Source organism: Rhizobium nepotum 39/7 (genome assembly GCF_000949865.1).
GTDB classification, from domain to species: Bacteria; Pseudomonadota; Alphaproteobacteria; order Rhizobiales; family Rhizobiaceae; genus Agrobacterium; species Agrobacterium nepotum.
Genome location: NZ_JWJH01000046.1, coordinates 1 through 13,504, shown reverse-complemented (window position 1 = coordinate 13,504; position 13,504 = coordinate 1). Strand labels below are relative to the sequence as shown.

At 55.1% G+C, this 13,504-nt stretch carries 12 protein-coding genes; 10 read left to right on the top strand and 2 right to left on the bottom strand.

Going from position 1 to position 13,504, the window contains the following annotated elements; translation table 11 throughout:
* The first annotated feature begins 94 nt into the window (after positions 1–94).
* The 3 genes from cysE to RS75_RS24085 all read left to right on the top strand — a co-directional run bounded on the left by cysE (position 95) and on the right by RS75_RS24085 (position 5,816).
* On the top strand, positions 95–925 hold the full coding sequence (cysE, locus tag RS75_RS24095; protein WP_045025147.1) for a serine O-acetyltransferase: 831 nt from the start codon (positions 95–97) through the stop codon (positions 923–925).
* Positions 926–1,490: 565 nt separating this feature from the next.
* Complete coding sequence (locus RS75_RS24090) at positions 1,491–2,672, top strand: efflux RND transporter periplasmic adaptor subunit (protein WP_045025143.1); 1,182 nt, start codon at positions 1,491–1,493, stop codon at positions 2,670–2,672.
* Between the two features lie 6 nt (positions 2,673–2,678).
* Positions 2,679–5,816, top strand: a complete 3,138-nt coding sequence (locus tag RS75_RS24085) for an efflux RND transporter permease subunit (protein ID WP_084687207.1) — start codon at positions 2,679–2,681, stop codon at positions 5,814–5,816.
* 30 nt (positions 5,817–5,846) lie between these two features.
* On the opposite strand, the gene RS75_RS25240 is transcribed toward RS75_RS24085, so the two are convergent.
* Positions 5,847–6,413 (bottom strand): TetR/AcrR family transcriptional regulator, encoded by a 567-nt coding sequence (locus RS75_RS25240; protein ID WP_052679753.1) that lies wholly within the window; start codon positions 6,411–6,413, stop codon positions 5,847–5,849.
* A gap of 826 nt (positions 6,414–7,239) precedes the next feature.
* On the opposite strand from RS75_RS25240, the gene RS75_RS24075 reads away from it, so the two are divergent.
* The 7 genes from RS75_RS24075 to RS75_RS26005 all read left to right on the top strand — a co-directional run bounded on the left by RS75_RS24075 (position 7,240) and on the right by RS75_RS26005 (position 13,231).
* On the top strand, positions 7,240–7,701 hold the full coding sequence (locus RS75_RS24075) for a hypothetical protein (protein WP_045025145.1): 462 nt from the start codon (positions 7,240–7,242) through the stop codon (positions 7,699–7,701).
* A gap of 624 nt (positions 7,702–8,325) precedes the next feature.
* The gene (locus RS75_RS24065; protein WP_045025140.1) at positions 8,326–9,096 is read left to right on the top strand and encodes a response regulator; all 771 of its coding nucleotides are present in this window, start codon (positions 8,326–8,328) and stop codon (positions 9,094–9,096) included.
* Positions 9,093–10,460: an ATP-binding protein gene (locus RS75_RS24060; RefSeq protein WP_045025138.1), complete on the top strand. Its 1,368-nt coding sequence runs from the start codon at positions 9,093–9,095 to the stop codon at positions 10,458–10,460. Before RS75_RS24065 ends, RS75_RS24060 begins: the two co-directional genes overlap by 4 nt.
* A gap of 118 nt (positions 10,461–10,578) precedes the next feature.
* Positions 10,579–11,238, top strand: coding sequence for a DUF3313 domain-containing protein (locus RS75_RS24055; protein WP_045025137.1), 660 nt, complete (start codon positions 10,579–10,581; stop codon positions 11,236–11,238).
* Between the two features lie 185 nt (positions 11,239–11,423).
* Positions 11,424–11,792 (top strand): hypothetical protein, encoded by a 369-nt coding sequence (locus RS75_RS24050; protein ID WP_045025136.1) that lies wholly within the window; start codon positions 11,424–11,426, stop codon positions 11,790–11,792.
* Positions 11,793–11,905: 113 nt separating this feature from the next.
* Positions 11,906–12,610 carry a hypothetical protein gene (locus RS75_RS25235; protein ID WP_052679752.1) on the top strand — a complete coding sequence of 235 codons (705 nt, stop codon included), beginning with the start codon at positions 11,906–11,908 and terminating at the stop codon, positions 12,608–12,610.
* A gap of 357 nt (positions 12,611–12,967) precedes the next feature.
* Positions 12,968–13,231: a Dabb family protein gene (locus RS75_RS26005; RefSeq protein WP_407691590.1), complete on the top strand. Its 264-nt coding sequence runs from the start codon at positions 12,968–12,970 to the stop codon at positions 13,229–13,231.
* Here RS75_RS26005 and RS75_RS27505 read toward each other — a convergent pair.
* Positions 13,180–13,504 (bottom strand): hypothetical protein (locus tag RS75_RS27505; RefSeq protein ID WP_045025134.1); only part of this gene is annotated, 325 nt, incomplete at its 5' end. The genes RS75_RS26005 and RS75_RS27505 overlap by 52 nt on opposite strands.

Genomic DNA, 13,504 nt, shown 5'->3' with positions numbered 1-13,504 from the left:
GCGCTTCAGAAGGCGCATAGAAATTCGCGCTTACCTTATGACGATCTCGCGCCTATTGCCTAACGCCGTTTCACGGGACTTGCGCTCGGCTCTTATGACCTCCATTGAGGACGGCTGCCCGGAAGATCGTGATCGCACCGACGAAATATGGGCGGCCCTTTGCGCGGAGGCCCAGGTGGCGGCTCACGACGATCCGCGACTGGCCCAGGCGATGGCGCTTAATGTCCTCTCCCACCCAGATTTCGCGCATGGGCTTGCCCACCGCTTTGCGGAGACATTGGCGAACAACGATGTCGGGACGGATGTCCTGACTCACGTTTCACTGGAGGTCTTTGAGGCCGCTCCCGAGATTGTCGAGTCTGCAATTTCGGATCTTCAGGCAGTTTTCGATCGCGACCCGAGCACTTCGGAACTGCTTGTACCTTTCCTGTATTTCAAAGGGTTCCTAGCCCTCCAGGGGCATCGTATCGCGAACTGGCTATGGCGGCACAACAAAACTCTTATGGCGCGTCACATTCAAAGCCGTACGTGCGAAGTTTTGTCAATCGACATCCATCCGGCCGCCCGGATGGGACGTGGGATCATGCTCGATCATGGAAATGGGCTCGTCATCGGTGAAACAGCTGTCGTTGAAGACGATGTATCCATCCTCCAGGATGTTACCTTGGGAGGTACGGGAAAGGAATCCGGTGATCGCCATCCCAAAGTCCGTCGAGGCGCCCTCATCGGAGCGGGTGCGAAAATTCTCGGGAATATCGAGGTCGGCGTAGGCGCAAAGGTTGGAGCGGGTAGTGTGGTCCTGTTGGCGGTCGCGTCCCACACATCGGTTGCAGGCGTTCCTGCCCGCCCGGTCGGCCGGCCGAAATCCGCTTTACCAGGCGTGACGATGGAGCAAACAACAATCGAGACTGACTACGTCGTCTAAGTCTGGGGTGCCTCCCCTTGCGACAGGATTTTCGTTTTGTACGCTATGTTTGACCGCCTTGATCGTCACAGATATCGCGAGGGACAACAAAGGAAGGGGTGAAATGACGTTTCGACGGTTCGATTTCTATCAAGGCATAGACACTCTTCCCCGCAATTTATGCTCGGACTTCAGCTTTCACTCCCAGCCCATCGTCGATCGCTGACCAATCAGGCACGAGGTGGTGGAAAAGTGCAATTGATGCCGCGGCAACATTTCTGAACATAACAGCATCCAAAGGCACCTCTAGATCTGTAATCTGATCTCATTGTACAGGTATCTTCAACAGGATAGCGCCGGCTGTCAGGCAAGGGTCGACCCAAGCACTTGTAGCCGACGGGCCATTAATCACACGGAAGGCGTACTCCATATTTTCCCGTGGGGTCGGCACGAAGAGAATTGGCACACCGTCAACACAATTGCGCGAGCGCGCAAAGAACCGAAACGGTTGCGTTTCTTTTGAGTTTGATGCTGTAACGGAATTATCTGCCTCGCTTATCCAGCCCAATCGTTTTCAGGATTAACTATGCATCATGTGACAAGTCCCATCCGCTTGGCCGTAGTGGCCTTCACTGTTTTGACGCTTGCGGCTTGTGGAAAAGAAGATGAGGAAAAGCGACAGAGCGCTGAACGTCCGCCGACCATGGTTTCAGTTGTGGAAGTCAAACCTGAGACAATCCCGGTTGTCAGCGAGTTGCCTGGCCGCGTGTCACCGATGATTACGGCGGATGTCCGTCCGAGGATCACTGGTCTTGTGCAAAAGCGCGTCTTTGAGCAGGGGGCGATGGTTCGCCAAGGTGATCTCCTATATTTGATCGATCCCGCGCCATTCCAGGCGAAGGTTGATTCCGCCCAGGCTACTCTCGACGCGGCTCTCGCGGCTCAGAAGCTTGCAGGGCAGAAGGCAGACAGGCAGACCCAGTTGCGTCAGAGCGGTGTCGCTAGTGCAGATGCTAGCGAAACGGCTGTCGGTGAACTCGCGCAGAGCAACGCAGATGTTGCCCGCGCTCAAGCCGATCTCCGTTCCGCACAACTCGAGCTGCAGTATACGCAGATCAAGGCTCCGATTGGCGGCAATATAGGTCGCGCCCTGATTACGGAAGGCACGCTGGTGAGCCCAACCTCTGACGTCATGGCAACGATCCAGCAGATCGATCCGATCTATGCCGATTTCACGCAGCCTGCAGACACACTTATCCTATTGCGGAACGCCATCAAAAACGGCGACCTCAAAGAGGATGCCGCAGGTGGTGTCAGCATGAAACTCGTGACGGAGCAGGGGCGTACCTATCCGCATGACGGCAAACTTCTGTTTTCCGAAGCAAGCGTCAATGCACAGACTGGACAGCTTATTCTGCGTGGCGAATTTCCCAACCCGGAGCGGAACCTTCTACCGGGCATGTATGTCCGCTCAAGGCTCCAGCAGGGAGCGCTCGAAGGAACCTTTGCTGTGCCCGAACAGTCCGTCCAGCGCGATACCGCTGGAAAGCCGCAGCTCTATATCGTCAATGCCGAGGGCAAGGTCGAAGTCAGAGAGGTCACGCTCGGATGGATACTCGATGGCCGGTGGGTGGTCATCAGAGGGCTTAATGCCAACGACAAGGTGATCGTCGAAGGTTTCCAGAAGGTCGGCCCGGGGCAGGCTGTAAAGGCTGAGGGCTGGATCAATCCAGTCGCTGCGGATTCCTCCACGAAAAAGGAGGGCTGATCCTTGATTCCTGCATTCTTTATCGACCGCCCCGTCTTTGCATGGGTGCTTTCCATTGCCATCATGCTGGCAGGCGCAATTTCGTTGACCATGCTGCCCATCTCCCAATACCCGGATGTGGCGCCGCCGCAGATTACCATCTCGGCCACTTATCCCGGTGCCTCGCCCGAAGATACCTATGAGGGCGTAACACGTTTGATAGAGGAGGAGCTTAACGGCATCCCGGGCCTGCTCTATTACGAATCCACATCGAATGCCCAGGGCGCTATCAGCATCACCGTGACGTTCGAACCGGGTACGGTTCCCGAAACGGCGGCTGTCGAAGTGCAGAACCGGGTGCGCCGGGTCGAAGCCCGACTGCCGTCCTCCATCGTCCAGCAGGGTATAAGCGTAGATACCGCAGGCGGTGGCACGTTGTTGCTGGTGGCTCTGACATCGAAGAGCGGTTCGATGGACGGTATTGCCCTTGGTGACTACATGAGCCGCAACGTGGCCAATGAGTTGCGGCGCGTTCCGGGTGTCGGTAATGCGCAGCTGTTCGGCAGTGAGCGCGCCATGCGTGTCTGGCTCAATCCGGACAAGCTGCTCGGTCTCAACCTGACGCCAGCCGACGTCACAACTGCGATCCAGGCACAGAATGCCCAGGTCGCTGCTGGCCGTCTCGGTACGGCACCATCGCGACCTGACCGGCGCACCACGGGATCGTTGCTGATCAAGGGCCAACTGACGTCGCCTGATGAATTCGGCCAGATCGTGCTTCGCGCGGAAACCGACGGTTCGACGGTGCGTCTGCGTGACGTCGCTCGGATCGAGGTTGGTGCTGACAGCTATGCCACCTCGGTCAGGATCAACGGTAAACCCGCCGCGGGCGCGTCGATCGAGCTTGCGCCAGGCGGAAATGCGCTGACCACGGCCACTGCCATCAAGGCGCGACTGGCGGAACTGGCGCCATCGTTTCCTGAAGACATCGAATATTCTGTCCCTTACGACACCACGCCGTTCGTCTATATCTCGATCGAGCAGGTGTTGATGACGCTGGCCGAGGCGATGGTCCTCGTGTTTCTCGTCATGTACCTCTTCCTGCAGAATATTCGCTACACCATCATTCCGACGATCGTCGTGCCGATCGCGTTGCTAGGCGCTTGCGGTGTGATGTTCGTGCTCGGTTTCTCGATCAACGTGCTGACGATGTTCGGCATGGTTCTGGCCATCGGTATTCTCGTGGATGACGCGATCGTTGTTGTTGAAAACGTCGAGCGTATTATGATGGAGGACGGGCTCTCGCCGAAAGAGGCGACCAAGAAGGCAATGACGCAGATAACCGGCGCTGTCATCGGTATCACTCTGGTGCTGACTGCTGTCTTCGTTCCAATGGCCTTTTTCCCGGGCGCTGTAGGTGTCATCTATAAGCAGTTTTCGCTAACCATGGTAGCGTCGATCCTGTTCTCGGCTTTCCTTGCTCTGACGCTAACGCCCGCTCTTTGCGCGACTTTCCTGAAGCCTGTTGAGAAAGGGCATGCTCATAGCAAGAAAGGCTTCTTCGGCTGGTTTAACCGGGGTTTTGACCGTGGCTCCCACACTTACAGTGGCTGGGTCGCGGGCCTCATCCGACGTTCGAGCCGCGTCATGCTGGTATATCTCGTCGTTGCAGCAGCGACGGCCTGGATGTTCCTGCAATTGCCGTCTTCCTTCCTTCCTGATGAAGATCAGGGCACGTTGCTCGCCCAGGTCCAGGGTCCGGCCGATGCTACGGCGGAACGGACGCTCGATTCTATCAAGCTGATGGAGAAGGTCATCACGTCCGAACCGTCGATTGATCGCATTGTGGCGATCAGTGGCTTCAGCTTCTCAGGGTCGGGCGAGAACGCCGGACTTTCGTTCATCACCCTGAAGGATTGGAGCGAACGGACCCCTGAGCAGTCGGCACAGGCTTTGTCGAACAAGTTCAATGCCGGCTTCCAGGCCATCAAGGACTCGACGGCTTACGCCCTGTCGCCGCCCGCGATTTCTGGCCTCGGCACCTCCAATGGATTTGCGTTCCGGCTTCAGGATCGCGGCAACCAAGGTACGGAGGCTTTGAATTCGGCACGTGATCAGTTCATGGCAGAGGCCGGTAAAAGCTCAATTCTTGCGCGGGTCATGGTCGAGGGGCTGGCCGATGCGCCGCAAACAGTGCTGACCATCGATCGCGAGAAGGCCAACACCTATGGTGTCACCTTCGCCGACATTAACCAGACCATCAGCACCAGCCTCGGCTCGGCCTACGTCAACGACTTCCCCAATGCCGGACGCATGCAGCGTGTAACCGTGCAGGCCGATGCGGATAAGCGCGGTACGATCTTCGACGTGATGAAACTGACGGTGAGAAATTCCGAAGGCGGCATGGTGCCCATCTCAGCTTTCGCCAGCTATGAGTTCACCAAGGGTTCGGCGCAGATCGTCGGTTACAATGGTTTCCCGGCTGTCCGTTTCAGCGGTCAGGCGGCTGCCGGTTATTCATCGGGCGATGCCATCAATGAGGTCGAACGAATTGCTGGTACCCTACCATCCGGTTTTGGGTACGAATGGAGCGGGCAGTCGCTGCAGGAAATCCAGTCCGGTTCGCAGGTGCCGATGCTTTTGGGCCTGTCCGTAATACTGGTGTTTCTTTGCCTTGCAGCTCTCTATGAAAGCTGGGCGATCCCGCTTTCCGTGCTGCTGGTCATTCCACTTGGCGTGATTGGCGCGGTCGGTGCAGTAATGCTGCGTGACATGCCGAACGATGTGTATTTCAAGGTTGGCTTGATCACCATCATGGGACTTTCGGCGAAAAATGCCATTCTGATCATTGAATTTGCCAAGGACCTCAGAGCTGAAGGTAAGTCGACGTTCGATGCAGCTGTGGAGGCTGCACACCTTCGCTTCCGGCCAATCCTAATGACGTCTCTCGCTTTTGCTCTGGGTGTGGTTCCGCTGGCGATTGCTACGGGCGCGGGATCGGGCAGCCAGACTGCGATCGGCACAGGTGTACTCGGCGGCATGATTTCCGCGACAATCCTGGCAATCTTTTTCGTGCCGGTGTTTTTTGCCTTCGTGATGAAATTCAGCAAGAACCCACACAAGCGTGAACCGGATCAGGTAGCACATCCAGCTCCGGCCGAATGAATGTGAGCCACGATGAAGGGCATTATCGGCCTATGGCCGGATGCCCTTCATGAAAAATCTGATGCGGTCTTCGATGACGCCACCTTCCAGCTCTTTTCTGACATGCTCAGGCGTCGAGAAAAGCGCAGTTCGTAAAAGGGGCAGGACCAGCAAAACCAGTAAATTGTTCGTATCTCGCTCCACTTGCTGAAGCTCGCCTGCATAGGATTCTGGCGAAGACAATAGGACTTTCGCTACGTATCCAACGTAGCGCGGCCCCGCATGCTCTCTATAGAGTCGCGTGAGATTTGGAAAACGGACGGCTTCAGCCGTGATCGCCCGGTCCAGTTCGATCGCCTCCGGCTGGAGGACGTGCTCGAGCAGAAGATAAGCCAGCTTCAACAGTTTATCTTCGAGTTTCGGACCCTGCCGGTCGAGGCTATCTATCTCCAGGAGGTTCTGGTCTATCCGACGTTTGATGACCGCGTCGAATAGGGCCCCTTTATCTGCGAAGCGGGCGTAGAATGTGCGCTTGGCCACATGCGCAGCATTGGCGATTTGATCGATCAAGGTACGCTCGAAACCCTGATTCAAGAACAGGGACTGAGCGATGTCCAAGATTTTTCTTGATAGTTATGCCGCTTTTTCCAGGGTGGGTCGGCCGACAGAGCTCAGTTTCACTGTTTGTTTCATAGCTTACTGATAGCCCACTTGCTATTCAACTCCAAACGACTATGTGTCTTTCTGACAGAGAGTTGCCGCAGCATAGACGACTGACCCGACTGACTTCTGATCCTAACAATGTATTTTTGAATCCTAGCTTCAAACTCTTTCAAGCAGTAGCGCACTGATGACAAACCAGACCGATCAGTCGACGGAAGTCTTGAAGACCTACCACGGGAAATCTCTAAGCAAAACCCCATGAAATTATGTGGGTATGGAGCGAGATGGAGGGCGTTGATCGGTTCGCATCAGATCGACGCTCTCTGCTTTTACCTGCCGAGTTCATGCAATCGGCGACCTTGACCGACTGGCGTGCGGCTGAGCATAAAAAGCAACCATTTCCTGTGAGGAATAAATCCCACAGAGCTGGACTCGGAATGAGGATCTTTCTTGGGCCCTCCAATTAGCCACCTTCAAGGTAGTTGTTCATATGTGTAGTCATTGCCGCCGTTATACCATTTCCCTGTTCTTGATCGTTCTGTCAGGCAGCGCGAGCGCGCAACCAATGGCAAAGCACCGATTCCACATCGGCCGGGTGGTCAGAAAGCGCAACAAGACCTCGAATCCGACGTTAGGTTAGACCGCCGAAGTATGCTGTGGGTTTCAGTTGTGCTCTGTTTGTTGTGACCGCGCCGGCCGCGCATAAAAACGAATAAAACCAAACACTGTGCTACACATGGGCGCGCTAGGCTTCTTCACCATCAAGATGAGGAAAGCGCCAATGCGTCAGCCAGCCAGTCAATCGAAGATTCTTGTTTTTCTGCCTCAAGCTGCCGCGATGATGGTTATGGGCAAACTGGCAGAGTGTGGATATGCCTCTGTCGCTGTATCGACAGTGCCACAGGCGTTCGATGCCCTTCGTTCAGAAGAATTCGCCTTTGCGGTTACGACGCGACCCGACATTGATTTGGTCCGCAACATCCGCGCAATACCGGTCGTCAATCTCGAAGTCTTTTTTCACACCAGCACCTCAGGCGAGAGCGGGCCGAAGCGGTTTGACAGCAAGGCGTTTCTCGAGCGTGTCGAATTTCTAGGCAATCCAGCTCCTGAGAGGGCGGCACCTTCTATCGAGCGGGTTGCATCTACAGGCATGAAGGACGCCAGGAAACTTCGCTGGTGGAGCATTGCCGCGAATGCCCTCCGGCTGCGTGACCGCAAAGGGCTGATGGATGTTCAATCCTGATCCAACGTTGGCTTCTACCAAGCAAACACCCAATTTGCGTGGTTTTAAAGCTTTCACAGCGGGCAAGCTACCAAAAGCAGCTTTCGCGACCCAAACTACATACCGAGAATTGAGCAGGAGTTCGCGCGCTGCTGAGTATTGGCGAACCGTTGCTCCGAAACAGGAACAGATGTTTTTGGGAGGCTGCCTAACAATGTGGTGGTTGTTCGACGCCGCGTCGTTCAGCGGATATGTTATTCTAGCGATGTTTATGGTCGTGGGGCTCGGCCGTTTAGCCAAAAACTCAGTCAACGTCTTGGCAGAGAGACTCCCACGTCGATCTAGGTCCAGGCACTATTTGATTGCCTTCACATCGGTGGCTTTCTTCTCGCTGCTGACGGCAAGGGGGTGCTACCTTGCCGCCGTTATCGTTGACAGCCAGTTTCGCACAGATCCCTTGCAGAGCTACAGCAGCGAGCGCTAAGCGCGTACCTGCCTGATGAACGACGCCTGACGGCGCAACATATTGCAACATATCCAAATAAAGTTTTGCAGTAGATAATATAAAGGTAAGGTAGAGCGCGGCATGTGGGCCGCGGACAAACCAGCCCTCCAACAGGTTCGACCTGACAAGAGTTGACAGCCATGGCACCATCTCCGCAAAAGCACGGAAACACCGTTGCTCACAAAACGGCCTTACATACCCAGTCACGTATCCTCATCGTCGAAGACGATGAAGCTATTGCAAGTATGCTCGTAGATCTTGTCAAAGTTAACGGTTTTCAGGCCACTTCAGCGGCAAGCGGCCGGGAGATGGACAATATCCTGTCGCGTCATGAGTTTGACCTGATTCTCCTGGATGGAATGCTTCCTGGGGAAGACGGCTTCAGCATCTGCCGACGCCTGCGGGCGACGCGAAAGACGCCGATCCTCATGCTAACTGCCCTGCGGGAAGACATCGACCGTATCCTTGGTCTCGAGCTTGGGGCAGATGATTATGTTACAAAACCGTTCAATTCTCGCGAGTTGCTGGCCCGCATCAAGAACATTCTTCGCCGAGCTGTGGATCGACAGCAGGAGCCCGAGGCCAAGCCCGAACCAATGACCTTTGCTGGCTGGACCATCGACCCGCGCAGTCGGCAACTATTCGATGCCGACGGCGCACAGGTTTCCATGACAACGGCCGAGTTCGACCTGCTGTGGGCTTTTTGCTCGCATCCAAACGAAGTGCTCACACGCGAGGAGCTTTTGGCGATGACCCATGCGGGCTCGGCGGGACCAATCGAACGAAGTGTCGATGCTCATATCAGCCGCGTTCGCCAGAAGATTGAACCTAATCTGAAGGACCCGACGTTCATCAAGACTGTCCGACTAGGTGGGTACCTCTTTGCTTCAAAAGTGGAACGGGTATCGTGAAGGGCCTGCGCAGCGCCTCAATCCGCAAACAGCTCTTTTTCCTTGCAATCTTGCTGGTCGTACTCGTCTCGACGGTTGCCGCTTTATCCGAGCCATTCATTTATGGCCGACACGACAAAGGTATCGAAATCGGTCTTTTCGCAGGCCGCGTTGAGACTACACTTGAGCAGTTTGCGCACAGCCGGGATCCTCTTGAAGAAGCGGCCACGCTTCAGGTTGCGGAGCGAATGGGTATTTCGGTTGAGCGTGCTTCCCCTGGGAATGCCTCGATCTTCTATCACGCCGGTTCGCCGACACCGCAGGTGTTGCAACAAATCAAGGAGCTTATCAATGACGGTATTTGGACGTCGATCAAGAATGCTGTCGATGCAGATGCACAAGCGCCTGTCTTGATTATCAAACTTGACGATAGCAGGGCCCTTTCGTTTGCAATGCCACAGTTTCCAACGAGTGTCTGGCTGGCACCGGCAATGGCTAGCGGACTGCTGAAAATTGTCATCCCTCTCATCTTGCTCGCTTATATCGGCAGTTGGTTGATAACAGAGCCTCTTGTCCGCTTCGCGGCTGCCGCTCAAAGGGTGAGCATGGACGACCACTCGGAGGAGCCCTTCAAGGCTGAGGGCGCGTCTGAGATTCGCAGCCTCGCGGCCTCTCTTAATGTTATGCAGGGAAGAATCCAGACGATGCTGCGAGAGCGAACAAGGGTGCTTCGCGCGATCAGCCACGATCTTCGAACGCCGCTTACGAGGTTGCGGATGCGGATCGACCGTTCGTCTGAAACCGAACTCAAAGAGCTTATGCTGGCTGACATCTCCACTCTGTCGTCACTGATCGATGCGAGCCTGAGCTTTCTCGACAACAGATTCGAGCCGCGGCGCAAAGTCGACCTGTCGAGTCTGCTCCAGACGATCTCCAACGATTTTGCGGATATAGGTTTCGCAGTCCACTTCGTCGGTCCTCGAAGGCTCAAGTACACATGCATGCCGCAAGGTCTGACGAGAGCCGTTTCTAACTTGGTTGATAACGCATCGCGATTTGCAGAGCACATCGAAATCGAATTGATTAGCAACCAGGACGGTGGCGTGCTGATCCGCGTCTCGGATGACGGGCCCGGGTTGTCTGACGACTTGAAGCAACGAGTAACTGAACCATTCTTCAAGGTCGATGAATCCCGCCAGACAGGAGGCAAGAGCGGTGGCTTCGGTTTAGGGCTTTCCATTGCCCAGGGCATCGTAACGATAGGCCACAAGGGTGATTTCAGGTTGCTCGACAGAATACCCAATGGACTCATGATTGAGATCGCACTGCCTCCTGCTGAAGGTGCGCAAGGTTCAGCACCTAGGGACGACGAGGTTAAACCTTAGAATTCACGCCCACGCGAACATTTCCTAACATTACTGAAAACACAGTAACGTTGCATTCGGCTATCGCTCGTTCAGCCACAATCGCCACTCGGCGCAAACTATCGGCTGGAGCAACCAATTGAAAATCTTTTCCAAAGCCAGTGTTTCCCTTCTCGCCGTCAGCTGGACGCTTGTCAGTTGCACAACGGCCGACCCAACAGTCTATGCCGGCCTCGCATCAGCGCAGCACCTCAAAGCCGACCCGAGCGATAAAAGCGGCCGCGTTCCTTACCGATACAACAGCGGAGCCAACTGGAAGCAGTATGACAAGGTCATTATCGATCCGGTGACCGTCTATCGCGGCCAAGACAATCAATTCGTCAAAATCAGCGAGCAGGACAAGGCCGCACTGGCCAGCTACATGCAGTCCCATTTCACGCAAAAGCTCCGTACGCGGTTTTCGGTGGTGAATTCACCTTCGCTTGGAACTCTGCGCATCCATCTCACCCTGACGGGCGCAAAAACGACGACCCCCGTTCTTGGCCCCTTCTCGCACCTTGACGTAGGTGGTGGCGTCTACAACGCCGTACAGGCCGCAACTGACAAGGAAGGGTCTATGACGGGTTCGGTCGCATATGCTGTGGAGATATTCGACGCGACGAGCAATACCCTGTTGTCCGCCTACGTAACCAAGCAATATCCGAATGCGATGAACGTCGGAGCAAGCTTTGGCGCTCTGAAGGCCTCGCAGGTTGCTATTGACAAGGGAGCCGACGCGCTTCTGGCGCAGCTACGGTAGTCACACCTGTCGCAATATTTCTAAACATCAAACGACACACCGCAACAGTGAACGGATGCATGATGTCCTTGCTCAAAGGTGGACTTAGCTAGACATCGTTCGGTCTGGAAGTCGCCTGAGTGTTAGCCGTTCCCACGACCGGCCGACTATCAGCACGGCTCGAAGCGTAGTCAAGGAGGCAAAAAATGAGACGCAATGCGTTTGCTCTAGGTTTGACGGTCGCGGTGGCCATCGGTACTGCGGGACCGGCGTTGTCGCAGGCAGTCATTTATGATGACCAATTTTCCGATCTCTATTCGGTCGATGGCAACACAGAGTCGCATTTCCTGCATGCGTGGAACCGCCACCACGACGCTGAAAACAGATGGTACGGTCGCGCAAGCTTCGGTCCCGACGACGTAATTTCGTTGCTCGAAGATCGTGGCTACCGCGTGCGAAACGTTCAGGATGTCGGTGAGCGATATCTCGTTAAAGCAACGCGGGGTGGCGACAATTTGCTTGTGAGTGTCTCACGTGCCGGCGAGATCATGGGCGTCGTTCACGACAGATACTAGCAAACCACCCATCAGCACGTTGGGCCGGAGCGCGACAACCCAGCTCTATTGGTCAGCTCTCCGGTGCCAAGCCGCATTGAAATGCGTGCCGTGATCCTAACGAAAGGCAACTCATGTCCAATCATCTCGAAGGCGATGTCATCGCTCCTTCCGAAGCGTCCGCCGCAGGTGTCATCCGTGTCGAGCGGGTCTGGCAACACCGCCACGACCTTGAGCTGATCATCCCAAAGTACCGGCGCAACCGCGCACGTTTTATGGCTTTGGGAGCCGGTGGTTTCATGCTCGGTACAATCTGTGTTTTCGCCTATAGCGATCTTATCCCTGCAAGCGGAACCGATGCAAAAAGAGCAATGACCTCCACTTCTGTGGAGCGGGAAATTGCCGGCCCGTCGACCGTGCTGCCGGACGTCATCGACACTGCACCCGCAATCAGCGGCATCAGCGAGACGCAAGTCGCGTCGCTTCCATACGTCGCGATACCAACGAAACGCCCACTCTACGAACCTGTACAAACCGGCAAAACTGGCAGCTCGACATCAACCACAGACACGTCAGTTGTTAGGCATTTCGATAAGTGCAGTCCCGGCTGTGAAACGCGGGATCCGCTCGTTGTTGGTACAACACCTGAGTTAGTCCCTCTTGAATCTGCAGCCGTTCTCACTGAACCCGAGAAGTTCGAAAGCCCTAATGCGGCAATGGAGGTCGGTGCTTCGGCGCTGAACGGGGCAGGCTATGTGCTGACCCAAACCGCCGCTTTGCCCTTGACGACTTTGAGGCTTGGCAGGGATGCAGTGCTCAAAGTGTCTGGACTGGATTGATATTAACCTGAGACCCGTTGTCGCGTCTTATTCTTGAGGATAACCAGAATGAAAACGGCAGTTGTGATATTGCTATGCTCACTCGCTACATCAGTCCTGTCCGGCTGTGTAAGCGACGACTACCCCTACGACCGACGACCCGATTACTCCTATTCACGGGACTACGGGACACCGGAGCAACGCGACCGCGCTAGAGAGGCTTGGCAACGCGACAAAGCCCGACGTGACGAGATTGAACGCCGAGACGAGGCAGCTTATAGGGAAGCTCGGGATCATCGTCGGTTTTGTCGAAACTCTCCGTCGTCGATGTTTTGCCGATACGAATAGCAATTTCATAAACAAGGCCTATGAGCCGGTGTGAGCTCCTGCACGCTGATCCGGCATATTGTTGCATTCGGATTGAAACATCTTCTCGGCTCTGATCGAGAACGGCGGTTTCTAAACGATTTCGAAGTATTGGCCACGATACCTAATGTCAGGAACTTTCAGCAACTCCGACAGATAAGTTCAAAGAATAAATTCCACTTTCTCCTTTCCATGGAAATCGCTGATCAAGCCGCCTACAACAATTACAATCGCATCCTAGCCAAACAGCTTTCGTACGCGAAAAATGGCAGGTAGAAGTGGCCGAATTCCTCGAAAGCGACTACGTCGACTTTTGACGGCACTGCAGCGAGGTCTTTGTGATCGGTCCATATGCCAATTCGACAGGCGTCGATACGGTTCAGGATTTGCGGTCTTTGCTGGAAGGCTGGGCGGGCGGAATTATGACGAATGAACTCGAAATGATTTCGAAAGCGATGGGCCGTCCCTAACGACCTCCGCGCAGCTCGAAAAGTCTCGTCTTTTGTCGGTAGATTGTAAGCGGCAAGCTGACCCCATCTGGCGTAGTTA